A 26,636-nucleotide genomic window follows, 5' to 3' on the forward strand; every position below is an offset into this window, starting at 1 on the left:
AAATAGAACGGATTCTGACTGAAGGAATGCAATCAACTGTGGGAGCGAGCCTGCTCGCGAAAGCGGTGGATCAGTCGGCAGAGATGTTGAATGTGACGCCGCCTTCGCGAGCAAGCTCGCTCCCACATTGGTTTCTCGTTCACCGAAAAGCCATGTAAATCCCACCCCGCGATTTTCATTAATTGCGACAAGACATATCCAACAGCGACACGCCTTACCTCTCTACGAAAATTACTTTCATGGCGTTTGAAAACTCGATCTCGAAATGATTTATGAGTTTCACAACCCATTCGAACGTGACCCTTTCGAGGAGTACCGCATGACGCCTTCCTTCGGCTATTGGCTGCTGATGTATGCCGCCGTCGCCATCATCGCCTTGATCGTGCTGATCGCCCGTTACCGGCTCAATCCGTTCATCGTCATCACGCTGATTTCCATCGGTCTGGCGCTGGTGGCGGGCATGCCGCCATCGGGCGTGGTGGGGGCGTATGAGGCCGGGGTGGGCAAGACGCTGGGGCATATTGCGCTGGTGGTGGCGCTGGGGACGATGCTCGGCAAGATGATGGCCGAGTCCGGCGGCGCGGAGCAGATGGCCCGCACCCTGATTGAGAAGTTCGGCGAGAAGAACGCGCACTGGGCGATGGTTTGCATCGCGTTTCTGGTCGGCTTGCCGCTGTTCTTCGAGGTCGGTTTTGTGTTGCTGGTACCCATCGCCTTCACCGTGGCGCGGCGGGTGGGCGTATCGATTCTGATGGTCGGCCTGCCGATGGTTGCCGGCCTGTCGGTGGTGCATGCACTGGTGCCGCCGCACCCGGCGGCGATGCTCGCGGTGCAGGCGTATCAGGCCTCGGTCGGGCAGACCTTGCTGTATGCGATTGCCATAGGTATTCCCACCGCAATCATCGCTGGGCCGCTGTACGCCAAATTCATCGTGCCGCGCATTCAACTGCCGGCGGATAACCCGCTGGAAAAACAATTTCTCGACCGCGAGCCGCGCGACAAACTGCCGGGTTTCGGCATCACCATGGCGACCATTCTATTGCCGGTGGTGCTGATGCTGATCGGTGGCTGGGCCAACCTGATCTCCACGCCGGGCAGCGGTTTCAACCAGTTCCTGTTGTTCATCGGCAACTCAGTGATCGCACTGTTGCTGGCGACCTTGCTGAGTTTCTGGACGTTGGGCATCGCTCAGGGTTTCAACCGTGAATCAATCCTCAAATTCACCAACGAGTGCCTGGCGCCGACCGCCAGTATCACCTTGCTGGTCGGCGCCGGCGGTGGTCTGAACCGGATTCTGGTGGACGCCGGGGTCACCGATCAGATTGTCGGGCTGGCCCACGAATTTCACCTGTCGCCGCTGATCATGGGCTGGCTGTTCGCGGCGTTGATGCGGGTGGCCACCGGCTCGGCCACCGTGGCGATGACCACCGCATCCGGCGTGGTCGCGCCGGTGGCCATTGGTCTGGGTTATCCACACCCGGAATTGCTGGTGCTGGCGACCGGCGCCGGCTCGGTGATCTTTTCTCACGTCAACGACGGCGGCTTCTGGTTGATCAAGGAATACTTCAACATGACGGTCGCGCAGACGTTCAAGACCTGGACCGTGCTTGAGACCCTGATCTCGCTGGTCGCTTTCGCTTTGACCGTCGGCCTTTCTTACCTGCTGTAACCGGAGCCCGCCGCCATGGACATCCTTTATCAGATCCGCGCCCGTCAGGATTCCTTCAGCGCCGGCGAAGGCCGCATCGCCCGGCTGATGCTCGACGACGTCGGTTTTGCCGCGAGCGCCAGCCTCGAAGATCTCGCACAACGGGCCGAAGTCAGTACCGCCACGTTGTCACGTTTTGCCCGTACGGTGGGCTGCCGCGACCTGCGCGATCTGCGCTTGCAACTGGCCCAGGCCAGCGGCGTTGGCAGCCGTTTTCTCGACCCGGCGGGTACCCCTGAACAGTCGGCGTTCTACGGGCAGATTGTCGGCGATATCGAAACCACGCTGCGCCAGCATCTGGCTGGGTTCGACGAATCGCGCTTCGCCGACGCGGTGAAAATGCTCGGCCAGGCGCGGATGATTCATGCGTTCGGCATGGGCGGTTGCTCGACCCTGTGCAGCGATGAATTGCAGGTACGCCTGGTGCGCCTTGGCTACCCGATTGCGGTGTGCCACGACGCGGTGATGATGCGCGTCACCGCCGCCAGCCTCAATGCCGAGCACGTGCTGATCGTCTGCTCGCTGACCGGCATCACCCCGGAGCTGTTGGAAACCGTCGAACTGGCGCGCAACTACGGCGCACGCATTCTGGCCATCACCCGCGCCGACTCGCCGCTGGCCGAACTGGCCGACATCGTTCTGCCGCTGCAAGGCGCGGAAACTTCGTTCATCTACAAACCGACGGCGGCGCGCTACGGCATGTTGCTGGCCATCGATGTGCTTGCGACCGAGCTGGCGCTGGCCAATCCTGAAGACAATCAAGAGCGTCTGCGGCGGATCAAACTCGCCCTCGACGAATACCGTGGCGGCGACGATCACCTGCCGCTGGGAGACTGACATGCAGTACGACACGCTGATCCGCAACGCCACCGTCATCGATGGCAGCAACACGCCCGCTTACCGCGCCGATGTGGCGATTCTCAACGGCCGCATCGAACGCATCGGCGACCTGCACGATGCCCGCGCCACGGAAGACATCGACGCCGCCGGCCGCGTGCTCGCCCCGGGTTTCATCGACGTGCACACCCACGACGACACCGTGGTCATCCGCCAGCCCGAGATGCTGCCCAAGCTCAGCCAGGGCGTGACCACGGTGATTGTCGGCAACTGCGGGATCAGCGCGTCGCCAGTCAGTTTGCAAGGCAATCCGCCGGATCCGATGAACCTGCTCGGCACAGCCGCCGCATTCGTCTATCCACGTTTCAGCGATTACCGCGCCGCCGTCGAAGCGGCGAACACCACGCTGAACGTCGCCGCACTGGTCGGTCATACCGCGCTGCGCAGCAATCACCTCGACGATTTGTTGCGCACCGCCACGCCAGACGAAATCGCCGCCATGCGTGAGCAATTGCGTGAAAGCCTTGAGTCTGGCGCGCTCGGTTTATCCACAGGCCTGGCCTATGCCAGCGCCTTCAACGCTTCCACCGATGAAGTGAAGCAACTGGCCGAAGAACTGACTGCGTTCGGCGCGGTGTACACCACCCATCTGCGCAGTGAATTCGAGCCGGTGCTGGAGGCGATGGACGAAGCGTTCAGCATCGGCCGTCACTCGCAGTCCCCGGTGATCATTTCCCACCTCAAATGCGCCGGTGTCGGCAACTGGGGGCGCAGTCCGCAGTTGCTCGCATCGCTGGAGGCAGCGGCGAAATCCCAGCATGTGGGCTGCGATTGCTATCCCTACGCGGCGAGCTCTTCGACGCTGGATCTGAAGCAAGTCACCGATGCCCATCGCATCACCATCACCTGGTCGACGCCGCACCCCGAAGTCAGCGGTCGCGACCTGATCGACATCGCTGCCGAATGGAACGTGCCACTGCTCGACGCCGCCAAACGCCTGCAACCGGCGGGCGCGGTGTACTACGGCATGGACGAGGCGGATGTACGAAAAATCCTCGCGCATCCACTGTCGATGGTCGGCTCTGACGGCCTGCCGGAAGACCCGTTCCCGCACCCACGCCTGTGGGGCGCTTTCCCACGAGTGCTCGGCCATTTCAGTCGTGATGTCGGGCTGTTTCCGCTGCATACCGCCGTGCACAAGATGACCGGTCTGTCGGCGGCGCGGTTTGGCTTGAAAGGGCGCGGCGAGATTCGTGAGGGCTATTGTGCGGATCTGGTGTTGTTCGATCCTGAGACGGTGCGCGATGTGGCGGATTTCCATGATCCGCAGCAGCCAGCGCAGGGGATTGATGGGGTGTGGGTCAATGGCGTTTTGAGCTATCGCGACGGGCAGGCGAATGGTCGCCGGGAAGGGCGGTTTCTGGCGCGGCAGGGGGATTTGCGTGAAGGGTTTCATTGATTGCCAAGCCCCGTAGGCGCTGCCGAAGGCTGCGATCTTTTGAACTGTGTCTCATAGTGGCACTCTGAGATTAAAGAATGTCGAAGCCAAGCCGAATTGCTGACATCCAGCCCAGCTAAACGCTTGGGCCAACCAGTCAGGGAGCACCCCATGAGCTTCGGCAAAACCACCCCGATCCTGCGGATCTTCGATGAAGCCAAGGCGTTGGAGTTTTACGTCGACTTCCTCGGCTTCACGATCGACTGGCAGCACCGTTTCGAAGCGAACTTCCCTTTGTATCTGCAGGTGTCCCGTGGCGAATGCGTGCTGCACCTGTCCGAGCATCATGGCGACGCGACGCCGGGCTCGGCGTTGCGCATCGAGACCGACGAGCTGGAGGCGTTTCAGCAGCAGTTGCAGGCCAAGGATTACAAGTTCTCGCACCCACAGATTCAGGCGATGCCGTGGGGCAGTCAGGACATGACCATTGCCGATCCGTTTGGTAATCGACTGGTGTTTACAAACGCGATCAGTGTCTGAGTCGAGCCATACAAAAAAGCCCGTGGCCAAACCACTAAGGTCTGGCTGCGGGCTTTTTCGTTATTCGGTCGGCACTAATTTATCCAGCACTCGGTTGACGGCGATCTCCGCCACCATCACCACTTGCGCGATGCCTTGCAGGGTCTTGCGGTGCGAGCCTTCAAGCAGCCCGGCGAAGTCGTTGAGCATCACGGTGGCTGAGCCGAGGGATTCGCAGGCATCGGCCAGCAACGGTTCGGTGCCGCTGGCCGGATTGGCCATGTAGAGACGATTGGGCTGGTACGGGGTGGCCAGGATCGCGGGCCTCGGTGGGCCGAGGTAGTGGTCGAGGGCGCGCTCGGCGGCTTCGTGGAATTTCCTTGATTCGGCGGATTCGTAGGGGGAGACCGGATCGGTGTCCGGTGGGTTTGGCGTAACTTTGAACATAGGCTGTGTTCCCGTCATTGAGCGCCATCCCCTTTGCTACTAAACGAAAGGGTGGCAGCTGTACGCAGGTTAGTAGACCGGGGAACTCAGCTTAAGCCGGCGCGCCGAAGCGCCCTACGTACAGCCACCATCAAGCTCAGGTGTGCAGCACCTGTGATGAATGTACGACCAACCGAATTACCTCGGGCTACTAAACCCGATCACTGGAAATCAGTGACGGACTCAAGTTACCGACGGCCTCCGGGGCGCACAAGCCGGCGGATTCTGGCGTAGCCGTAGGCAGCGACGCAAGGATTTGTAGGGTGGTGAGCCGTAACACTGAGTGTCTTTAAACAGGCGTGCTGGAAAGTGTTTATTGCACTACAGGAGCGGAGGATTTGTCTGTCGGATTGAGGTGAGGCGACTGACGCCTTCGCGAGCAGGCTCGCTCCCACATTGGGTCGGCGGCGGACACCAGACTGATGAACAACCTAAATCAACTGTGGGAGCGAGCCTGCTCGCGAAGAGGCCGGCAGCATCACCCCCGATGCATCTGCCGAAACTCCCCCGGCGGCATCCCGCGCCGGCTCTTGAACGTGCGATGGAACGATCGTGGCTCGGTAAACCCCAGATACTGCGCAATGTCCTGAATCGGCAACGTGCTGTTGAGCAAATAATGCTCCGCCAGCTCCTGACGCAAGTCATCCAGAATCTGCTGATACGACGTCCCCGCCTGATGCAACTGGCGTTGCAATGTGCGCACCGACACCGCGAGCTGCTCGGCCACCTGTTCCTTGCGCGGCAAGCCTTCCTTGAGCAGTTGACGCAGGATGCTTTTGACCCGCTGTTCCAGCGACGCATCCTCCAGCGTCGCCATTAATCCCATCGCGTGCTCTTCCAGGGTACGCAGCAATTGCGCATCGGCCTGGCGCAGCGGCAACTGCAGATACGGCAGTGGCACGATCAGCGCCGAATACGCCTGCTCGAACAGCACCGGGCAATCGAAAAAATGCTTCGTACTGCGCCTGGGTAGCATCTGGCGGGCACGGATGTTCCAGCCACACGGCGGCGGGCGACATCTGTGTGTCGGCGATCCAGCGCGCGTATTGCAGCCACGACCCGAGGACGTTTTCCACCAGATGCCGGCGGATACGCGGGCGCTCGTAGCGGCACATCCAGATCAGGTGCACGTGGCCATCCTGCACTTCGGCGCGGCTGACGCCCATGTCGCCCACCAGTTTTTCGAACGGCATGATCCGGCTCATCGCATCGCCCAGGGTCGCGCAGTTCATGGTGATGTAACCGAGCACGCTCCAGGAGTTGGGCAGGACGAAATTGGCCGCGTTGAGACCGAACAGCGGATCGCCCGAGTGCTCGCAGAAATAATCGAGCAGGCGCTCATGGGTTTCGCCCGGCAGGCGCAGGCTGTTGTCGCTCAGTTGCTGTGCCTGCAAACCGGCAGCGGCCAACGCCGGCTCGATGGCCATGCCCAGTTGCTCGGCATGGCGCACGTATTTGAGCAGCGGCGGAACCGAGGTGAAGCCGAGCGATTGCATGATCCGAATCCCTTGATCAAGGCCTGCGTGAGCGAATGAATGCCTGAAAGGTAATTTGAAACCCCGACTAAAGTAAATGGCTGGCACTTGCGCGACGTTTGACTCAATTGGCTACTCGAACTGGCCGGATGCGACCGTGACACTTTTTGGCCGCTGACTAGTATGGAGGCCTGCAATATCACTGATCAGACTGCATAAGAAGGACACACGCATGCGACGCTGGAACGGCTGGGGAGAGGCAACCACGGTGGTCGAACTGCCGGCCCAGGGCGCGAGTTTTCTCCATGAACGGTTGGGGGCCGGGCGCGCGCTGCCCGATGCCACGCTGGAGGCAGCATTGGCGCGGGTGCCGGTCTCACGGTTGGCGGCGCACGCCTTGTACAGCGTTGATGCCCATGATCGTCTGCTGCACGCTCGGGGCCAGAGTTTGCCGGACTGGCTGGCGCTGCGCGAAGGGGCGCTGGGCAATTATCCGGACGCGGTGGCGTTTCCGGAAACCGCCGGGCAGATCCGCCAATTGCTGGCGCTCGCCCACGAACAGGACTTGTGCCTGATTCCCTACGGCGGTGGCACCTCGGTGGCCGGGCACATCAATCCTCCGGATTCGACGCGGCCGGTGGTGACGGTGTCGCTGGCGCGGATGAATCGCCTGATCGACCTCGACGAGGCCAGCCAATTGGCGACGTTCGGCCCCGGCGCCAGTGGCCCGCAGGTGGAAAGTCAGTTGCGCGCTCGCGGTTACACGCTGGGGCATTTTCCGCAGTCGTGGGAGTTGTCGACACTGGGCGGTTGGGTGGCCAGTCGCTCCAGTGGTCAGCAGTCTTTGCGCTACGGGCGTATCGAGCAGTTGTTCGCTGGCGGCACCCTGGAAACTTTCGCCGGGCCCTTGGACATTCCGACGTTCCCAGCCTCGGCGGCGGGGCCTGATCTGCGCGAAGTGGTGCTCGGTTGCGAGGGCCGTTTCGGGATCATTTCCGAGGTCAAAGTGCGGGTCAGTCCGCTGCCCGCCGATGAGCGTTTTTACGGGGTGTTCCTGCCCAGTTGGAGCGAGGCGCTGCAAGCGATCCGCCAATTGGCCCAGGCACGAGTGCCGTTGTCGATGCTGCGCCTGTCGAACGCGGTGGAGACCGAAACCCAACTGGCGCTGGCCGGGCATCCGCAGCAGATCGCCTGGCTGGAAAAGTACCTGAACCTGCGCGGCGCCGGTGAAGGCAAGTGCCTGCTGACCTTCGGCGTGACCGGCAATCGTCGGCAAAACGCGCTGTCGCTGAGCCAGGCGCGCCAGCATCTGAAAGCCTTCGGCGGCGTCTTCACCGGTACGTTGCTTGGCAAAAAGTGGGCGCAGAACCGCTTCCGTTTCCCTTACCTGCGCGAGAACCTGTGGAACGCCGGTTACGTGGTCGACACCCTGGAAACGGCCACAGACTGGAGCAACGTCGACACTCTGCTCAACCTGATCGAAAACAGCCTGCGCGATGCCTTGGCAGCGCAGGGCGAGCGGGTGCATGTGTTCACCCATCTGTCCCACGTTTACGGCGAAGGCTCGAGCATCTACACCACTTACGTGTTTCGCCCGGCGGCGGATTATCCGGCGACGCTGGCGCGCTGGCAGGCACTCAAACAGGCGGCCAGTCAGACCATCGTCGACAACCACGGCACCATCAGCCACCAGCATGGGGTCGGCAAGGATCACGCGCCGTATCTGCCGCGCGAAAAAGGCGCGCTGGCGATGGAGACCTTGCAGGCGCTGAGCAAGCACTTCGATCCGGCCGGGCGCCTCAACCCCGGCACGCTGATGCAGGAGTGACGATCATGCACCCGAACTGGAACGCCGCGTGGCGCCAGCAAACCCTGCCGACATTGGCCGACGCAAACTGGGATCTGATAGTCATCGGCGGCGGCATCAGCGGTGCCGGCATTCTGCGCGAAGCGGCGCGGCGCGGTTGGCGTTGTCTGCTGCTGGAACAACGGGATTTCGCCTGGGGCACCTCCAGCCGATCGTCGAAAATGGTTCACGGCGGTTTGCGTTACATCGCCAAGGGCCAGTGGCGCCTGACCCGCGATTCGGTGCGCGAGCGCCAGCGCCTGCTCGACGAAGCGCCGGGGCTGGTGGAGCCGATGAGTTTCCTGATGCCGCACTATCGCGGCGGCTTTCCCGGGCCGCGTGTGCTCGGTGGTTTGTTGTCGGTGTACGACGCGTTGGCCGGGCGACGCAGTCATCATTTTCACGACGTGCAGCAACTGCGTTTTCTCGCGCCGGGGGTGAAGGAAAATCACCTGCTCGGCGGTACCTGTTTTGTCGATGCGCTGACCGATGATGCACGGCTGGTGATGCGCGTGTTGAGTGAAGCGCGGGCCGATGGCGCAGTGGTGCTCAACGGGGTGCGCGTCGAACATTTGCTGCGCGAAGACGGCCGGGTGTGTGGGGTGCAGATCGAGGACTGTGAAGCGGGCGGGTCGCGGCAATTGCGTTGCGGCGTGCTGGCGGTGGCGACCGGGGCGTGGGCGGAGCGCCTGCGTTTGCCCGAGGCTCCGCGACAACTGCGGCCATTGCGCGGCAGTCATCTGCTGCTGCCGGGCTGGCGTTTGCCGGTGGCGCAGGCCTTCACTTTTTTGCATGCGCGTGACCGTCGGCCGGTGTTCGTTTTTCCTTGGGAAGGGGCGACGGTGGTTGGCACCACCGACCTCGATCATCGCGAAAGTCTGGATCAGAGCGCGAGCATCAGCGCTGAAGAACTCGACTACCTGCTGGCGGCTTGCACGCAACAATTTCCAGGTGCCGAAGTGACGGCGAGCGATGTGTTGTCGACCTGGTCCGGCGTGCGTCCGGTGGTGGGCAGCGCGGCGGGTGCACAGCAAGGCAAGCCGTCGAATGAAACCCGTGAACATATGCTGTGGCAGGAGCCGGGTTGTGTCACGTTGGCCGGTGGCAAACTGACAACGTTTCGCCCGCAAGCCATCGAAGTACTCAAGGCCTGTGCCGACATGCTTGGCCGCAATTTCGAAGATGACGGCGCGCCGGTATTCGCAGCCGTACCGTCACTGACCATTCCCGGACTCAGCCCGCAGCAGTGGCGACGCCTGGCCGGCAGGCACGGCCGTGATCTGCCGCGACTGGCGCAACTGATCGCCGGGTTGGGCCACGAAACGGTCGGCAACACTGACACCTTGTGGGCAGAGCTGGCCTTCGCCTGTGAAGCGGAAATGGTGCTGCACCTCGATGATCTGTTGTTGCGTCGTACCCGGCTGGGCTTGTTGCTGGCGCGCGGTGGCGAAGAACATTTCGCTGCCATCCGCCAACTCTGCAGCCAAGACTGGGCTGGGACGATGCACGCTGGCAGCAAGAACTGCAGCGATACCGGGCGTTGTGGCAACGTCACCACGGCGTGCCGGATGCCACGCCTTGAGGCCCCTTGAAGAGAGCGCCATGGATAACCACTCGAACAAGCGCTACCTGCTGGCGATCGACAACGGCACCCAGAGCGTGCGCGCATTGCTCTTCGATTTGCAGGGCAATCTGCTCGGTAAAGGCAAGGTCGAATTGCAGGCGTACTACTCGACGCAACCGGGCTGGGCCGAGCAGGACCCGCAATATTACTGGGCGAAACTCGGCGAGGCCTGCCAGCAGCTGTGGGCGCAAACCGGGATTGATCGCTCGCAAATTGCCGGGGTGTCGCTGACCACCCAGCGCGGCACGGTGATCAACGTCGATGCCGAGGGCAAGCCGCTGCGTCCGGCAATTCTGTGGCTCGATCAGCGCCAGAGCGACGTCGAGGGCGGGATCAAGGGACCGTGGGGCTGGCTGTTCAAACTGGTCGGCGCACAGGCCACCGTGGATTACTTTCGCGCGCAGGCCGAGGCCAACTGGATCGCCAGACACCAGCCTGAAATCTGGGCGGCGACCGACAAGTTTTTGCTGCTCTCGGGCTTTCTCACCCATCGCCTGTGTGGGCGCTTTGTCGACTCTGTCGGGTGCTGCGTCGGCTACCTGCCGTTCGATTTCAAACGCCTGAAATGGGCCGCGCCCAGCGACTGGAAATGGCAGGCGCTCGCGGTGCGTCCGGAGCAATTGCCGACCTTGCACAAACCCGGCGAAACCCTTGGCTACATCACCGGCGAGGCCAGCCGGCACACCGGAATTCCCGAGGGCTTGCCGCTGATTGCTGCCGGCGCTGACAAGGCTTGCGAAGTGGTCGGTTCAGGCGTGGTCGATGCGAGCACCGTGTGCCTGTCCTACGGCACCACCGCGACCATCACCAGCACCCGCTCACGCTATCTGGAAATCGTCCCGCTGATTCCGCCGTACCCCTCGGCGGTGCCCGATCAGTACAACTGCGAGGTGATGATTTATCGCGGTTACTGGATGGTCAGCTGGTTCAAGAACGAGTTCGGTCTGCGCGAAATGCAGCAGGCGCAAGAACAGGGCATCGAACCCGAGCAACTGTTTGATGCGCTGGTCAACGCGGTGCCGCCGGGATCGATGGGGCTGATGCTGCAACCGTACTGGTCGCCGGGGATTCGTGAGCCGGGCGTCGAAGCCAAAGGCGCGATGATCGGCTTCGGCGACGTGCACACCCGCGCGCACATTTACCGGGCGATTCTGGAAGGGCTGGCGTATGCGTTGCGCCAGGGACTGGAGAACATCGAGAAGCGCTCGAAGGTGTCGGTCAAGCGTCTGCGGGTGGCCGGTGGCGGTTCACAGAGTGATGCGGCGATGCAGCTGACGGCGAATATTTTTGGTCTGCCGGCGGAGCGCCCGCATGTGTATGAAGCGTCGGGGCTGGGCGCGGCGATCTGTTGTGCGGTGGGGTTGGGCTTGTATGCGGATTTCCCCACGGCGATCGCCGCGATGACCCGCGTCGGGACGGTATTCACCCCGCAACCCGAGGCGCAGCAGGTTTACGAACGGTTGTACAAAGAGGTGTACCTGCGCATGTATCGCCAGCTCAAGCCGCTGTATCAGAGCATCCGTAAAATCACCGGTTACCCCGCTTAGCTAACCACCACCGTCCCCTGTGGGAGCGAGCTTGCTCGCGAATGCGGAGTGTCAGTCACTATTGTCTTGTCTGACCCACCGCTTTCGCGAGCAAGCTCGCTCCCACAAGGTTATGCGGTGGAACCGGATCCTCTTGTGTGGCGCTATCGGAGACTTTTTCTGGTGAGATCGGACAGTGTCAGCGCCGGAGGTGGTTGTTAGGCTCAACCCCCACAGCACCTCCAACAAGAATTAAAAGCAATGAAGCTGACCTTTCTCCTGTTGCTGCTTTGTGCCACGGCCCCGACGGCGTGGGGCTGGTCGAACCACACGGTGGGCAGCTATCTGGCGTTGCAGGCACTGCCGACGCTGCGCGATGCGCCAGCGGTCGAGGTCGAGCCGCTGGAGCGTTTTCTCGCCGAGCAATATCCGGCAGTGGTCGCGCTGCTGGAGCAACAGGAACGCTTCGCCCGTGAACACTTCACCCAGTACCCGCCGCGCCCCGACAATCTAAAGCTGCCCGCCGTACCGAGTGACCATCTGCGCCACGATTTTCTCACCGCGTTGCGACTCAATCCGCGCATTCATCTGGCGATGGTCATTCAGCCGTTGCCGGGTCAAGACCTGCCCGAGCGCGAACATCTCAGCGCCGATCAGGTGATGGTCGAGCAGACGCTGTCACCGTGGAATCGTCAGCGCTTCATTCGCGTGGCGGATGGCGAGAACGTCGCGCCGCTGGCCGTGCTGGCAAGCGCCGCCGACGAGCCGGATTACGGTCACGACATCAACCTGTTCAGCGACAACCCGGGCGAGGTCGGCGCGCGGTACGGCTTCGGCCCGCAGCCGTTTGGTGATGATCGTTTCCAGTACAGCTCGCAGGCGCCGTTCCACATGGGTTTCTTCCATGAAAGCGCGGTGGTGTATGCCGCTGCCGGCTTTCTTCAGCGCAGTTGGCCGGACTGGCGCGCCTATCAGTACCTGGGGCTGGCGCGTCTGGCGTTCGCCACTGGTCATTCTTACTGGGGTTACCGCTTCCTCGGTTGGGGCGTGCACCACGTGCAGGACCTGACCCAGCCGTATCACGCCAAGCCGTTGCCCGGGGTCGACCTGCCGAGTTTGTTGCTCCTTGAGGGCAAGGCGCTGGCCGGTTTTGCCGACGATAAAACAGCCTCCATCGAACGGGTCGCCACCCGCCATATGGAAGTCGAGAAGTATCAATCGACCTGGTTGCGCCGCGTGCTGCGCGCCGGTCAGGCGCATCCGATGCTCGCGGCCTACGCCGATGTCGCTCAGGACCAACAGTATCCGCCGTACTCGGTGGACTACTTGCGCGAAGTGGTCAGCGCCGAGTCGGTCGAGGACTCGGCGGCGTTCGATGAAGCCATCGGCCAATGGCTGGATACGGCGCCGGTGACCAGCGATTTCAGTAGCGGCAATCAACTACAGCGCGAGACCTTCGAGCATCCGGCACTCAATCAGCAGCTGTTCAAACTGCTCGGCCATTTCGGCGCGCACAGCCGGATTTATGTCCGTGCGGGGCTGGCACCGTAGCCATCGCGGCCACGCAAAAAAAAAATAAGAACAAGGAGGAACCCATGATCAACACTCGATTGCGCTTCACCGGCGTGGCACTGCCCGGTGTCGGCCTGGCGGGGCTGCTGCAACTCTGTGCGGTGGATGCGCTGCAGGCTGCCGAGTTCAGCGTGCTGGACAATCAAGTCACCGGATCGATCGACACGACCCTGTCCTATGGCCGTTTGTGGCGGGTGCAGGGCCGCGACAAGAACAACGACGACGTCAACACCAACGACGGCAATCGCAACTTCGATACCGGGCTGGTTTCCGAGGTGTACAAGATCACTTCAGAGCTGGAGACCAACTACCAGAACTACGGGATGTTCCTGCGCGGCACGGCGTTCTACGACACCCAGTTGATGGACAAGCGCAACGATTATTACCGCAACAACAACCCGGCGCAGCCGAGCCAGAGCTATCCGCAGGACGACCGCTTCACCAGCCAGACCCGCGACATCGCCGGCAGCCGGATCGAGATGCTTGACGCCTATGTCTACGGCAACTGGGACGTGGCGCAGATGCCGGTGACCGCGCGGGTCGGGCGTCAGGTGTTCAACTGGGGCGAGGGGATTTTCTATCGCGGCGGCGTCAACACCACCAACCCGGTGGACGCCGCCAAGTACCGCTTGCCCGGCGCCGAGGTCAAGGAGGTGCTGATGCCGGTGGAGGCCGTGAGCTTCAACATCGGCCTGACCGATTCGTTGACCCTGGAGAGCTTCTACCAGACCAACTGGAAGGAAACCCGCATCGACCCGGTGGGCACGTTCTACTCACAGACCGACCTGTTCGCCGATGGCGGCAACACCGGTTACAACAACTTCAGCGGCACCGCGCTTGATACCCCGGTGCCGGGGTTCGGCAACGTCATCGGGCTGTACAGCGCACTGGGCAACAACCCGTTGCTCGGCCCGGCGCTGAAAAGCACCGGCCTGTACGCCAACGGCGTGACACCGGCCTACGGCAATACGCTGAAAGTGGCGTCGATCGGCAAGGACTACAACGCACGCAACGACGGTCAGTTCGGCGTCGCCTTCCGCTACATCGCCGAGGCGCTCAACAGCACCGAGTTCGGCCTGTACCTGGTCAACTACCACGCCAAGGAGCCGACCATCGCCGCAGATTTGGGTGGCTACAAGGGCATCGACATGAATGCCCTGACCAACATGCTCTCCACGGTCGCCGGCAGTCAGGCCGGGGCGCTGGCCAACGGTCTGGCGACGGCCGATGTGATGGGCAACATTCAGGCGCATCGGCGTTATGCCGAAGACATCCGCATGTACGGTTTCAGCTTCAACACCACTTTGGGCCAGGCTTCGGTGTTCGGCGAGATCGCCTATCGACCGAACCTGCCGATCGGGATTGCCGCGACTAACGACTTGATCGGCGACCTGGCCAACGGTGCCGCGGTGGCGGTGACCGGCAAGCCGGTCAACGTCGGCGGGCAGATGGTCACCCTCGACAGCGAGATCAACAACGCCGAGCGCGTGGAAGCGTTCAACACCTCGCTGGGCAGCATCTACAACTTCGGCCCGACGCTGTCGTTCGACTCGATGTTCGGCATCTTCGAACTGGCCTCCGAACACTTGCGCGGCAGCAGCCTGCAATACACCGCCTACGACGGCAGCACGCGCTATTACGCCGGTACCGGCAACACCTCTTATGTGTCCGGCGGTGATCGAGATGATCAGGTCAATCGCAACTCCTACAGCTACACGGTGATGTTCAACGGCACCTGGAACGATGTGTACGCCGGGGTCAACGTCTCGCCGTACGTCGTCTACAAGGATGACTTCAAGGGCAACAGCTATCAGGCCGGCAACACCATCGACGGGCGCAAGGCTTACACAGTGGGGATCAAGGCCAACTACCAGAACAAGCTCGAAGCCGAGGTGCAATACACCAACTTCTGGGGCGGCGGACAGAACAACGGGATTCGCGACCGCGACAACGTCGGGTTCAACCTCAAGTATTTCTTATGAGTTTCAGACGCAGATCCCGGGACAACTCATCCCCCTGTGGGAGCGGGCTTGCCCGCGATGACGGCAGCACATTCGACATCAATGGTGGCTGATCCACCGCTATCGCTGGCAAGCCAGCTCCCACAGGGTATGCATTCTGGAGAAGAACATGTTTCATATTTTAAGATTGACGAAGACAACGCTAGCGCTCGTGCTGGGTCTCGCCGCGAGCAGCACATTGGCCGCCATCACCCCACAACAAGCCGAACAACTGAAAACCACCCTCACGCCCATGGGCGCCGAGCGTGCCGGCAACGCTGCCGGCACCATTCCAGCCTGGACCGGCGGCATCACCCAGGCGCCAGCCGGCTATAAACCGGGCCAACATCATCCGGATCCGTATGCGGCGGACAAGCCACTGTTCACCATCACCAAGGCCAATCTGGACCAGTACAAGGCCCACCTCAGTCCCGGTCAGATTGCGTTGTTCAACAGTTATCCCGACACGTTCCAGATGCCGGTCTATCCATCGCGCCGCTCCGGTTCGGCGCCGCAATGGCTGTATGACAACACCTTGAAGAATGCGACCTCAGCCAAGCTGCTGGAGGGCGGCAGCGGATTCGCCGATGCCTACGGCGGTGTGCCGTTCCCGGTGCCTAAGGATGGCGTCGAAGTGCTGTGGAACCACATCACCCGTTATCGCGGGATCTACGTGGTGCGTCGTGCGTCCGAAGCCCCGGTGCAGCGCAACGGCAGCTTTGCCCTGGTCACCTCACAGCAAGAAGCGCTGTTCAATTTTTATCGTCCGGGCGGGCAGTACGCCGACCTGAAAAATATCCTGTTTTACTACCTCGCTTTTGTGAAAAGCCCGGCGCGGCTGGCCGGGGGCGCGGCGCTGGTCCACGAGATGCTCGATCAGCTCAAGGACCCGCGCCAGGCCTGGGTCTACGACGCCGGCCAACGCCGCGTGCGCCGTGCGCCGAACCTGGCGTATGACACGCCGATCGCCTCGTCCGATGGCCTGCGCACCGCCGACGACACTGACCTGTTCAACGGCGCGCCGGACCGCTACGACTGGAAGCTCAAGGGCAAGCAGGAGATCTACATCCCCTACAACAACTACAAGGTCGGCAGCCCCGACGTGAAGTACGCGCAACTGCTGACCCCGGGCCACCTCAATCCGCAATTCACCCGCTATGAGCTGCACCGTGTGTGGGTGGTCGAAGGCAACCTGAAACCGGGCGCGCGACATGTCTATTCCAAACGCGTGCTGTTCCTCGACGAGGACAGCTGGGGCGCGGCGCTGGTCGATCAATACGATGGGCGCGGGGAATTGTGGCGGGTGTCGATGGCCTACCTGAAAAACTTCTACGACCTGCCGACCACCTGGAGCGCACTGGACGTGTTCCATGACCTGCAGGCCCGCCGTTACTACGTGCAGAACCTCGACAACGAAGAAGCCTCCACCGTCGACTTCTCGCAACCAGTGCCGGAAGACGCGTATTTCATGCCGTCGGCGTTGCGCCAACGCGGCACGCGCTAAGGGGTACCGGACTGCAGATCGAACGCAATTCCTGTAGGAGCTGCCGCAGGCTGCGATCTTTTGACTTTGATTGTAAAAAACCAAGATCAACAGATCGCAGCCTGCGGCAGCTCCTACACAAGGCGGGTTGTCTTTGACATTGGGTTGACTGGTCGGACGCCATCGCGGGCAAGCCCGCTCCCACAGGTTTTTCGGTCGTTCACATATTTTGTGTTCGACTCGTTTCCTGTGGGAGCGGGCTTGCCCGCGATTGGATTTACGCTTTGGCGCTGACTGAAGGTCAGACGCGGATATGGCTGACCATCTGCTGCAATGAGAATGGCCGTTCGGAAGATTGCCCGGTGTGAGCCAGAACGGATGTGCTAGCCTGCAATCAATGATTTCATTGATTGCAGGAGGCGTCATGGCCAGCATCACCATTCGAAACCTTGACGAGAAGCTCAAGGAACAGTTGCGTATCACCGCTGCACACAACGGACACTCCATGGAAGAAGAGGCCCGCCTGATTCTCGGTCGAGCCTTGGCAACAGTTGATCGCGCCGGCGGACTTGGAAGCCGGATACGCAGCAGATTCAGTGCAAACGGCGGAGTTGATCTTGAATTGCCGGAGCGCTCAGAGAAAGCCACCGGGGTGGATTTTTCTGAATGATAGTGCTCGATACCAACGTGCTTCCAGAGTTCATGCGTATCGAACCTGAAGCCAGAGTGCTGGCCTGGGTTGATGCGCAGCCCGCCATGGATCTGGCCATCAGTGCGATAACGGTGGCTGAGATACTCCACGGCATCGCCCGACTTCCCTCAGGCAAACGCAAACAGAATCTTCAAGCTCATGCGATGGCTATGTTCGAGGAAGACTTCGCTGGACGCATTTTGCCGTTCGATGCGCATGCCGCTGTCGAGTACGCGTCACTCGTCGCAGATTGCGAAGCAAAGGGGTGGGCGGTGTCGATGGCAGATGCGCAGATAGCCGCAATCTGCCGGGCTCATGGTGCGGCAATCGCCACCCGTAACGTGAAGGACTTTCAGTTCTCGGGAGTAGAAGTGATGAATCCGTGGGAGGTGTGAGCGTTGGGGCAGTGAGTATGGGCTGACTGGACTGGCGCCATCGCGGGCAAGCCCGCTCCCACAGGTTTTTCGGTCGTTCACACATGCTGTGTTCGACTCGTTTCCTGTGGGAGCGGGCTTGCCCGCGATTCGATTTACCCTTTGGCGCTGACTGAAGATCAGACGCGGAAGTGGCTGACCATCTGCTGCAGCTGGCCACCCAGGCGTGCCAGTTCAACGCTGGACGCTGCGGTTTCATCGCTGGCCGCGGCGGTCTGTTCCGACACGTCGCGCACGTTGATGATGCTGCGGCTGATTTCTTCGGCCACGGCGCTTTGCTGCTCGGCCGCGGCGGCGATCTGCTGGTTCATCGACTGGATGTTCGACACCGTGCGGGTGATGTTTTCCAGGGAGTCGCCAGCCTTGCGGGTCAGGGCCACGCTGCTGTCGGTCAGGGCGCGGCTGTTGTTCATCACGGCAGCCACTTGCTGGGTGCCGTTCTGCAGACCGGCGACCAGACCTTCGATTTCTTCGGTGGATTTCTGCGTGCGTTGTGCGAGGCCACGGACTTCGTCGGCGACCACGGCAAACCCACGGCCGGCTTCACCGGCTCGCGCGGCTTCAATGGCTGCGTTGAGCGCGAGCAGGTTGGTCTGCTCGGCCACGGCCTTGATCACGTCCATGACGCTGCCGATCTTGTCGCTTTCCTGTTGCAGCACGCTCATGGCTTCGGTGGAACGCACCACTTCGCTGGCCAGACGCTCGATCTGGGCGATGGCTTCATTCACCACCTTGTCGCCTTCACGGGCTTCGCCGTCAGCGGCGGCAGCGGCTTGCGAGGCTTCTTCGGCGTTGCGCGCGACTTCCTGCACGGTGGCGGTCATTTCGTGCATGGCGGTGGCCACCTGATCGGTCTCGACCTTCTGGCTGTTCACGCCGGCGCTGGTCTGCTCGGTCACGGCCGAAAGTTCTTCGGCGGCGCTGGCGATCTGGGTGACGCCGTCGCGGATCCCGCTGATCAGGTCGCGCAGGGTCACGCCCATACGCGCGATGCCTTGTTGCAGCACGCCGAGTTCGTCGCGGCGGGTGACGGTGACGTTCTGGGTCAGGTCGCCGCTGGCAATGCGCTCGACCACGGCCAGGGTGTCTTGCAGCGGACGGGTGATCTGACGGGTGATGATCACCGCAGCAATCACGCCGACCAGCAGCGCCAGCAGGGTGCTGATCAGCTGGAGCGTACGGGCCTGGGCGCTTTCGATGTCGCGACGGTCGAGCTGGATCTGGTACAGCTGCTCGCTGGTGGTGACGATGGCCGCACCTTGATCGGTCATCTCCTTACGCGCCTGCACCGCTTCGCTGTTGGCGTTCTTGTAGGCCTGCAACGCGCTGCGGTAGTTGGTCAGGGCGGTTTCCAGCTGACGCAGAGCGTCTTGCTGGGTCGCGGCGAAATGCACGTTCAGTTGCTTGAGGCTGGCAATCGCCGCGTCCAGTTGACCGACGGCTTTCTGCTCGGTTTCGGCGTTGGTGGTGGCGGTGTAGCCGCGCACTTCATAGCGCGCGAGGATGAACGCTTCCTTGGCCTGGGTGATGGCCTGGAACTGCTCGAAGCGCTGCTCGCTCATGTCCATTTGCTGCACGCGCTTGCTGATCGCTTCGATCAGGTTGTAAGCGGTGTCGGCGTTGCTGCCCATCACGTCGCGGGCGCTGTTGCCGGTGCGGTAGGCGTTGCGCATCTTGTTCAGCGAAGTCTGGTATTCGGCGATGGTCGCGGCCTGCTCTTTCAGCAGTTTGACGTTTTCCGGGCTCTTGAACTTGTTGATCAGCGCCTGTTGTTGCGCGGCAAAGCTTTCGAGGGTGGTTTGCACATTCTGCGCGGCGGTTTCGTCGCCGTTGGTCAGCATGTATTGCAGGCGCACCACGCGCAGCTTGGTCAGGCCGGCATTGAGCTGGGTGATGTCGCTCATCCAGTTGCTGCGGTCGATCAGACCGCCGAGGCTGGTCCAGCCAGTCAGGGCCAGTACGCAGGTCAGGGCCAGGACCAGGCCGAAGCCCAGACCCAATTTCATGTTCACGCTGATGTTGCCGAACCAGCTATTCATCACAATTCCTCCAGGAACGTAGAGCTACTTGATCGTCGGTCAGGCTGGAAGATTGTTGTTTTTTTGAGCCAGCAAGGGGGTTAGCAGGTCTGTATCGGCCGCAAACACAAGAGCTGAAAGGATTTTGTCCGACGGAATTTGTAACAAGGGCGTTTCAAGACTTTTTTCACATGCGTTTCACCCGCCTCTTACGCCCGCTTCTCTACCCTCGCCGCATCGTATTGACTGTGATGGATGCCGACGAGGCGGCCCGATGTGGAATTGAGACTGAGTCTGTTCGGCGTCAAACGCTCGATTTCCCTGAGCGGATTGGCCCGCTATCGCAATACCTGGGTCGTGCTCGGCGCCTTGTTATTGGTGATTCCGCTGACCCTGTGGCTGCTCGCCCCGGCGGCGGTGCCTGACCTGGCCCACGGCAATGTGTCCGGCGCCCGCGCGCTGGCGGCCGGGTGGGCCAAGGGCGAGATGATTGTGCTGGTGCGTCACGTCGAGCGCTGCGATCACTCGCCGGCGCCGTGCCTGAGTGGTGACGACGGCATCACCGACCGCTCGCGCAGTGTCGCGGTCGGTGTCGGCGCACAGTTCGAGCATTTGGGCCTGAATAATGCCGATATCTACAACAGCCCGATGCTGCGCACTGTGCAGACCGCCGGTTACATGTTCAATCGCGCGGCCACCGGCGAAGACTGGCTGATCAGTTGCAAGGGCCACATCCTGCAGGAAGCGCTGGCGCACAAGCTCCCAGGACGCAATCTGATTCTGGTGACCCACAGTGAGTGCATGGCGGAGCTGGAAAAGGATCTGAATTCGCCGGTTTCGGACCCGGGCTATGGCTCCTCGCTGTTTGTTTCCGCTGCGAACAAAGCGGCCCCGCGCGTGCTTGGCTTCATCGAAGCCTCCGACTGGCATTCAGTGAGCACTCGATGAACTGAGGAGGGCAAAGCGTCGGCCCAAACAAAACCCGCCAGTGACGGCGGGTTTTTTATTGGCTGGCGCAAAGGGCGTCAGTAGCCGACGAAGTAGTACGCCTGGCGCCCGACCATCATGGTCTTCAGCACTTTGAGTGGTGCGACGGGTTCGCTGTCCGCCGAGATCACCGCGACGTTCGAGGGCGAGGCACTGAGGAAGTCATGCAGTTGCGCGTCGGTGTCCAGGCCCTTGAGCACACGTTGGGTGTAGAACACGCTGGCGCCGCCGACCCGCTCATTGGCCTGGAACAGCGCGACCTGCTGACCGTTGGCTTGCAGGCTCTGAATATGGTCAGTCAGCGGCAGGAACGACAGTTCTTTATCAGCGTTGGGCAAGGCCCACTGGGCCGCGCCGAGGTAGCTGGCGATCACCACCGTGAGCAAACCGGCAGCAATTGCCTGACGATGACGGGCGACTTTTCCGATAAAGCGGTCTGCGTTTTCACGCGCCTGCAAGCGCTCGAAGAGCACGCGCGCATACTCGGCGGCAATCACCGCTGCGGCCGGGGTCATCGACATCAGGTACACCGTGCGCTTGCTTGAGGCCAGGGTCAGCATGATGAACTGCGCCACGATCCACAGGCTGAAAAACAGCAAGTAACGGTTGGCCTTCAGCTCCTTGCGGAAATGCCACAGGCCCAGATACACCAGAATGTTCCACGGCAGGAACGCTTCCGGCAGTTTGGCCAGATAGTAATAGAACGGCTCGTAATGCCCGGCCTCGACGAACGAGCCGCTGAAGCGACCGACGCTATTGGTCAGCAGCACTTCAGCGACGGCGTGTGAGCCACCGCGCTGGTAAAGCACGACGAGCCAGATCAGCAGCGGAATCAGGCCCACCGCCGTGAGCAGGCCGGGTCGCAGCCACGCGCCGATCTTCAGGCGTCTGTCGATCAGGTTATCCGCCAGCAGGTAGGCGAAAATCACCACGCCGGGCATCGCCAGTCCCAGCACGCCCTTGCTCAGCGTGGCGATGGCGATCCCGACGATAAACAGCAGCGAGTTAGCCGCGTTCGGTGCGCGTTGCGCCTGAAAGAACGCCAGCAACGCCGTGGTCACGCCGAGCGCCAGCAGCGCATCCTCGCCGACCCCACGCACGTTGCTCCAGTAGCTGGCCATGGTCGCCAGCAGAATCCCCGCCGTCCAGGCCAGCGCTTTCGGCCGTCCGAAGCGGCGCAGCATGCCGTACAGCAGCATGACACTGAGCAACCCGGCCACCGCCGACGCCAGCCGCACCGCCCACGGCGAAACGCCAAACACGCGCATGGCGCCGGCGTCCAGCCACAGGCTCAGCGGTGGTTTTTCCAGAAACGGTTCGCCGAACAGGCGCGGCGTCACCCAGTCATCGTCCAGGTGCATCTCCATGGCGATCCCGGCGACCCGGGCCTCGGTGGAGCCTTGCAGCTGGTGGTTACCCAAAGCGAAAAAAAACAGCAGGGCGGCGAGTAGAAACAGCGAAGTGGCGGCACGCGGCATGGATTTCAGGCAACCGGAAAGGGCAGGAGCCTTGAGCATACTTCGCCAATGCTTAACAAATTGTGAAACTCACGCCAGTTGTCGTGACCAACGCTTTTCCGGCGCCTCGAACACCGGATTGACCAGCGCCGTCAGCACATGGTCCTGCCAGCGCCCGGCGATGTTCAGGTAGGCCTTGGCGTAGCCCTCGCGCTCGAAACCCAAACGCTCCAGCAAGCGCGCACTGCGCTCGTTGCCGGGTATGTAGTTGGCCATGATCCGGTGCAGGTTCTGCGTGTCGAACATGTAGCCGATGCCCGCCTCCAGGCCTTCCTGCATCAGGCCCTGACCCTGATGCGCGTAGTCAATGTGATAACCCAGATAACAGGCCTGAAACGCACCGCGAATGATCCCGCTGAAGTTGCATGCGCCGATCATTTGCTGGCCGTCCGGCGTCAGCAGGGCGAAATGCATCGCCAGCCCGGCCTCGTAGGCACTGGCCTGAACTTCAAGGCGTCGGCGAATCTGCTCGCTGGAAAAGTACTCGGTGGTGCGAATCGGCGACCAAGGGGCGAGGTGGCGCTGGTTGCGTGCGTAGAAGTCACTTTCCAGCTCGGCCTGTTCCGGGGCGAGGATCGCGAGCGTCAGGCGTTGGCAGGGCAAGGTCAGCAGCGGCATCGGGCGCTCCGGATGGCAGGGTCGAGGGACAGGATTGATCATGGGGCGGGAAAAAACAAACCGCGCGGATCGTTTCCGCAGCAAACGCCAGGCAAAAAAAAGCCCGCGGGAGAGCGCGGGCGAACCGTAGTTTCTTGAATGAGCGAGCGGACTGTACCGTGTTGATCGAACGGGGGCAGTGAAGAAAAATTCATCTCGATAGCGAGCGCTCTGCAGCGTGTCAAGGCAAGTGATCCGCTGCAAAATCCGCTTCCGAACGTGCCCGCAGCCGACCCTTGCGGCAGGCCTGCTGAAAACGTTCGAAGTCGCGTTCGTTCTGCGCGGTGTAACTGCGGGCGTATTTGAACAGGGCGTCGGCCAAGGCATCGCCCTTGCCGATATAGCCGCTGATGACCGCCGCATTGCCCGAGGCTTTGGCGTGGGCGCGCGCCAGCGCGCGACCGCAGACCCGGGCATAGGCGGCGAAGGTTTCGGCGTCGAAGTTTTCCAGTTCGGCGGAGATCTTCATGTCGCGCAATTGCCGCACATAAAAATGCCGACCGTGGGGGCCGGTGGTCCAGCCGAGAAACAGATCGCTGGCCGACTGCATCAGGCGCTGCCCCTCGACCACCCGTTGGCCTTCATGACGCGTGCGGGACTTGGCCTTCACATAGTCGGCGAGCACCGAGCGCCGCGCCTCCTTGAACTGCAGAAACAACGGAAATTCCTGATCGTCGGTCAGCAGCGCCACCAGACATCGGGTGCCCACACTGCCGACACCCACCACTTTGAACGCCAGATCCTGCACGTGAAACCGCGAAAGCAATTCCCGCCGGTCAGCCTGCAGCGTGGTGCGATAGTCACGCATGAACGTATCGAACAACGGTCGCCAGTCTGCCAGCCGCAACCAATCATCGTCGGCGTCGAGCAGCGTGGTGTTCTTGTGCAGGTGGAAAATTTCCGGCAGGTCGTCACGAATGACCAGTCGCCCGTTGGCGTCGCGCTCACTGATTTTCGGCAGCAACTCGGCATGGGTGCGCCGTTCGGCTTTATCGACGGCACGCTGCACATGCTCCAGCGCACTCTTGCGTGCCTGATCGAGCAAGTCTTCGTACTTGATCGATTCGTACCAGGTTTCCAGCGCACTCTGTTCGGCACACTCCAGCATTGTCGCCTGATAGGCACCGACCATCTGCCGACACACCTCTTCCTCAACCGACTCGCCATGGCGCAAATCCCGCGCCGCCACCACAAAACTCGCCGCCAGCCGCTTCACATCCCATTCCCAGGGCCCGGGATGCGCCTCGTCGAAATCATTGACGCTAAACAACAGATTGCGCTCCGGCGTGGCGAACCCGCCGAAGTTCATCAAGTGTGCATCCCCACAGATCGGCCCGACCAGCCCCATGTTCTGGGTGCTCGACAGATCATGGGCCTGCAGCAGCGCGTTGCCACGGAAGAAGGTGAAGGGCGACACCAGCATGCGTCCGTAACGCAACTCCACCAGCGAAGCGACGCGGCCCTGACTCGACGCTTTGATCAGCGGAATCGGATCGCGGCTCATTTTTCCGGTGGTGGCGTGGGCGCTGCGCGAGCATTGCTTGCGGGCGTCCTTGCCTTGCTTCATGCGGTCTTGGAGGGTGGTCATGGGGGCTGGTCGTGGCAGTGGGGGCGGTGTGAGTGTAGAAGTGGTTCAGGGGTTTATCCGCCGGCCGTAACTAACCCGGTCATTTCAGAATTCCGTGACCTTGTCCTCGCGTAAAATCCACCCGGCTTCACCCGCCACCAACGTGTACTGAACCTGACGCATCTTCCCCGTACGACCCGCACCCGCGTCGGTGCTGTCATACACCGGGAAGCGTTGCACCAGCCTGTTTTCCACCACGGCAAACGAGTCCTCGCCCTGATAACCTTCGGCGGTTTTCGGGTTGTCGCTGACCGGAGGCAAGTAGATTTCGCTCAGGGATTTCTTGTTGTTGGCCGAATAGGCGATCAGTTCGCCCGGCATGCCGCGTCCGGGCGAGCGGGTGAACACATAGAGTTCAGGGGAACCGTCGTTATTGAGATCGGCGACTTCGGCGCGTACCACCTCACCGCTGAGGGCCTGAATGATGACCGTATTGTCGATCTCCAACCCCTTGGGAGCGATGTGCAAAGTGGGTTTGCCATCGACGTGTTCAGTGCTGACGTGAAAGGCAATGCCCTGCAATTCCAGCGTCTGATCGAATGGTGGCTGACGGCTGATGGCATCGCCATTGACCAGCCTCAGCGCCAGCTCGTAGTTGGCCATTTCATTACGTCGTGCGGCGTTGCGCATGAGGTAGACCTGAACCGTGTACTCGCCATCGCTGGGCAATGTGCCGAGGAAGTGATTGCCCATGATCGAGCCGTTGAACAGCGCGTAATCGGCCCCCTTGGCAGCGATGTTGAAGTAAGCGGAGGTGTTGGAGGGCTTGAAGTCGACGGTCAGCATCTGGCCGGCCCTGGCGTTGAACCGGTACTCCGCCGTCTGGTCACCCGTGATCGACTGTTTGCGCTGGACGCTGTCGGCAGCGGTTGTGAACGCTATCGGTTCGACGCGCACAGTGGGAGCGTCGGCCGCATGGACGGACAAGGAAATCAGCGCGGCCAGCGCTACGACGATCCAGCTCTTCATCTTCAACTCCATTGCATCTCGATGTTCGCAGCATAGAAGCTGCATCGAGCGACCGCCCAGAGATTGCGCGGATTAAATGTTGCTGGATTTGAGCACGTACCCGAGGCCGTGTTCCCTGACACGAATCAGCTGTTCACATAATTCTCACCTGAGTTTTGCCATGATGCTTGCTGCTATTCCATCGGCCCCAGCGAGTGATCCCGGCATGAATATGAGCGTTCTCTACGCATTGATTGCGGCAGCGCTGTTTGGCGCCAGTACGCCCCTCGCCAAACTGTTGGGGGTACAGATGTCGCCGATTCTGCTGGCCGGGTTGCTCTATCTCGGCAGTGGTCTGGGCTTGACCGTCCTGCGTTTTGCCCGCGATCGTGGCTGGAAACCTTCCGGGCTCGGCACTGGTGAATGGCTATGGTTGCTCGGCGCCATCGGCTTCGGCGGCGTGTTGGCGCCAGTGGCGCTGATGTTCGGTTTGACCCGAACGTCCGGCGCGAGCGCGTCACTGATGCTCAACCTGGAATCCGTGCTCACGGCGCTACTGGCGTGGGTGGTGTTCAAGGAAAACGCCGACCGACGAATCGTGATCGGCATGCTCGCCATCGTCGCCGGTGGCATCGTGCTGTCCTGGCCACAAGAGGCCGTCTCGGCGCAAGACTGGACCGGGCCGCTGGCCGTGGCTTTCGCCTGCTTTTGCTGGGCCATCGACAACAACATGACCCGTAAAGTCTCGGCCTCGGACGCACTGTTCATCGCCGGCAGCAAAGGCCTCGTGGCCGGTCTGGTCAACTGCACACTGGCCCTGTTCATCGGCAGCCAACTGCCCGCCGCCACCTCGCTGGTGCCGATCATGCTGGTCGGCTTTCTCGGCTACGGCGTCAGCCTGGTCATGTTCGTCCTCGCCCTGCGCGGCCTCGGCAGCGCACGCACCGGCGCCTACTTTTCCACCGCACCGTTCCTCGGCGCAGGCATCTCGATTCTGCTGCTGGGCGAATCGATATCGCTGATGTTCCTGCTCGCAGCAGCGTTAATGGCCGTGGGGGTATGGATTCATCTGATGGAAAACCATGTTCATGAACATCAGCACGAACGGCTTGAGCATGATCATCGGCATATACACGATGAGCATCATCAACATGCGCATGGGTTTGAGTGGGATGGGACGGAGCCGCATAGCCATCCGCATGTGCATACGCCGATGCGGCATAGTCATGTGCATTTTTCCGGA

General features: G+C 61.6%; 19 protein-coding genes and 3 pseudogenes. 14 read left to right on the top strand and 8 right to left on the bottom strand.

Annotation, left to right across the window (positions count from 1 at the left end; all coding sequences use genetic code 11):
* Positions 1-319: 319 nt before the first annotated feature.
* From HT737_RS19475 to HT737_RS19490, 4 genes are all read left to right on the top strand, one after another.
* Positions 320-1,669, top strand: a complete 1,350-nt coding sequence (locus tag HT737_RS19475) for a GntP family permease (RefSeq protein ID WP_047291229.1) — start codon at positions 320-322, stop codon at positions 1,667-1,669.
* Positions 1,670-1,684: 15 nt separating this feature from the next.
* Entirely contained in the window at positions 1,685-2,545 is an 861-nt protein-coding gene (locus HT737_RS19480) for a MurR/RpiR family transcriptional regulator (RefSeq protein ID WP_047291119.1), read from the top strand.
* Between the two features lies 1 nt (position 2,546).
* On the top strand, positions 2,547-4,004 hold the full coding sequence (locus tag HT737_RS19485) for an amidohydrolase family protein (RefSeq protein WP_182403738.1): 1,458 nt from the start codon (positions 2,547-2,549) through the stop codon (positions 4,002-4,004).
* A gap of 150 nt (positions 4,005-4,154) precedes the next feature.
* Positions 4,155-4,523 carry a glyoxalase superfamily protein gene (locus HT737_RS19490; RefSeq protein WP_047291121.1) on the top strand — a complete coding sequence of 123 codons (369 nt, stop codon included), beginning with the start codon at positions 4,155-4,157 and terminating at the stop codon, positions 4,521-4,523.
* 60 nt (positions 4,524-4,583) lie between these two features.
* On the opposite strand, the gene HT737_RS19495 is transcribed toward HT737_RS19490, so the two are convergent.
* Both HT737_RS19495 and HT737_RS19500 read right to left on the bottom strand, forming a co-directional pair.
* Complete coding sequence (locus HT737_RS19495; protein ID WP_182403740.1) at positions 4,584-4,949, bottom strand: DUF6124 family protein; 366 nt, start codon at positions 4,947-4,949, stop codon at positions 4,584-4,586.
* Positions 4,950-5,466: 517 nt separating this feature from the next.
* Positions 5,467-6,484: pseudogene (locus HT737_RS19500) on the bottom strand (AraC family transcriptional regulator ligand-binding domain-containing protein).
* A gap of 211 nt (positions 6,485-6,695) precedes the next feature.
* Here HT737_RS19500 and HT737_RS19505 point away from each other — a divergent pair.
* The 8 genes and pseudogenes from HT737_RS19505 to HT737_RS19540 all read left to right on the top strand — a co-directional run bounded on the left by HT737_RS19505 (position 6,696) and on the right by HT737_RS19540 (position 17,600).
* Positions 6,696-8,291 (top strand): FAD-binding oxidoreductase, encoded by a 1,596-nt coding sequence (locus HT737_RS19505; protein ID WP_182403742.1) that lies wholly within the window; start codon positions 6,696-6,698, stop codon positions 8,289-8,291.
* A gap of 5 nt (positions 8,292-8,296) precedes the next feature.
* Positions 8,297-9,891 (top strand): annotated as a pseudogene (locus HT737_RS19510) (glycerol-3-phosphate dehydrogenase/oxidase).
* A 20-nt stretch (positions 9,892-9,911) separates the two neighbouring features.
* The gene (locus HT737_RS19515; protein ID WP_182403744.1) at positions 9,912-11,480 is read left to right on the top strand and encodes an FGGY-family carbohydrate kinase; all 1,569 of its coding nucleotides are present in this window, start codon (positions 9,912-9,914) and stop codon (positions 11,478-11,480) included.
* Between the two features lie 240 nt (positions 11,481-11,720).
* Positions 11,721-13,010, top strand: a complete 1,290-nt coding sequence (locus HT737_RS19520) for a phospholipase (RefSeq protein ID WP_182403746.1) — start codon at positions 11,721-11,723, stop codon at positions 13,008-13,010.
* A 44-nt stretch (positions 13,011-13,054) separates the two neighbouring features.
* On the top strand, positions 13,055-15,013 hold the full coding sequence (locus HT737_RS19525; protein WP_182403749.1) for a DUF1302 domain-containing protein: 1,959 nt from the start codon (positions 13,055-13,057) through the stop codon (positions 15,011-15,013).
* Between the two features lie 148 nt (positions 15,014-15,161).
* A complete protein-coding gene (locus HT737_RS19530; protein ID WP_182403752.1) occupies positions 15,162-16,535 on the top strand; it encodes a DUF1329 domain-containing protein in 1,374 nt (457 codons plus the stop codon).
* Between the two features lie 403 nt (positions 16,536-16,938).
* Positions 16,939-17,184 (top strand): plasmid stabilization protein, encoded by a 246-nt coding sequence (locus HT737_RS19535; protein WP_121183615.1) that lies wholly within the window; start codon positions 16,939-16,941, stop codon positions 17,182-17,184.
* The gene (locus tag HT737_RS19540) at positions 17,181-17,600 is read left to right on the top strand and encodes a type II toxin-antitoxin system VapC family toxin (protein ID WP_182403754.1); all 420 of its coding nucleotides are present in this window, start codon (positions 17,181-17,183) and stop codon (positions 17,598-17,600) included. Before HT737_RS19535 ends, HT737_RS19540 begins: the two co-directional genes overlap by 4 nt.
* A 158-nt stretch (positions 17,601-17,758) precedes the next feature.
* Here the strand turns inward: HT737_RS19540 and HT737_RS32805 are convergent, their stop codons facing one another.
* Together HT737_RS32805 and HT737_RS32810 are read right to left on the bottom strand one after the other, a co-directional pair.
* On the bottom strand, positions 17,759-18,622 hold the full coding sequence (locus HT737_RS32805) for a methyl-accepting chemotaxis protein (RefSeq protein ID WP_371260362.1): 864 nt from the start codon (positions 18,620-18,622) through the stop codon (positions 17,759-17,761).
* A gap of 42 nt (positions 18,623-18,664) precedes the next feature.
* Positions 18,665-19,678, bottom strand: a pseudogene (locus HT737_RS32810) (methyl-accepting chemotaxis protein); the annotation flags it as partial.
* Positions 19,679-19,933: 255 nt separating this feature from the next.
* Between HT737_RS32810 and HT737_RS19550 the strand changes: the two are divergent.
* Complete coding sequence (locus HT737_RS19550; RefSeq protein WP_095667591.1) at positions 19,934-20,605, top strand: histidine phosphatase family protein; 672 nt, start codon at positions 19,934-19,936, stop codon at positions 20,603-20,605.
* Positions 20,606-20,682: 77 nt separating this feature from the next.
* On the opposite strand, the gene HT737_RS19555 is transcribed toward HT737_RS19550, so the two are convergent.
* From HT737_RS19555 to HT737_RS19570, 4 genes are all read right to left on the bottom strand, one after another.
* Complete coding sequence (locus HT737_RS19555; RefSeq protein WP_182403758.1) at positions 20,683-22,161, bottom strand: glycosyltransferase family 39 protein; 1,479 nt, start codon at positions 22,159-22,161, stop codon at positions 20,683-20,685.
* 30 nt (positions 22,162-22,191) lie between these two features.
* On the bottom strand, positions 22,192-22,779 hold the full coding sequence (gene rimJ, locus HT737_RS19560) for a ribosomal protein S5-alanine N-acetyltransferase (protein WP_182403760.1): 588 nt from the start codon (positions 22,777-22,779) through the stop codon (positions 22,192-22,194).
* Positions 22,780-22,999: 220 nt separating this feature from the next.
* A complete protein-coding gene (locus HT737_RS19565; RefSeq protein ID WP_182403762.1) occupies positions 23,000-24,406 on the bottom strand; it encodes a DUF2252 domain-containing protein in 1,407 nt (468 codons plus the stop codon).
* Between the two features lie 84 nt (positions 24,407-24,490).
* A complete protein-coding gene (locus tag HT737_RS19570; RefSeq protein ID WP_182403764.1) occupies positions 24,491-25,414 on the bottom strand; it encodes a PliI family lysozyme inhibitor of I-type lysozyme in 924 nt (307 codons plus the stop codon).
* A 205-nt stretch (positions 25,415-25,619) separates the two neighbouring features.
* Between HT737_RS19570 and HT737_RS19575 the strand changes: the two genes are divergently transcribed.
* Positions 25,620-26,636: EamA family transporter (locus HT737_RS19575; RefSeq protein ID WP_308809996.1), on the top strand; the 1,017-nt coding region annotated here is incomplete at its 3' end.

Source organism: Pseudomonas sp. MD195_PC81_125 (genome assembly GCF_014060985.1).
In the GTDB taxonomy this organism is placed as follows: Bacteria; Pseudomonadota; Gammaproteobacteria; order Pseudomonadales; family Pseudomonadaceae; genus Aquipseudomonas; species Aquipseudomonas parakoreensis.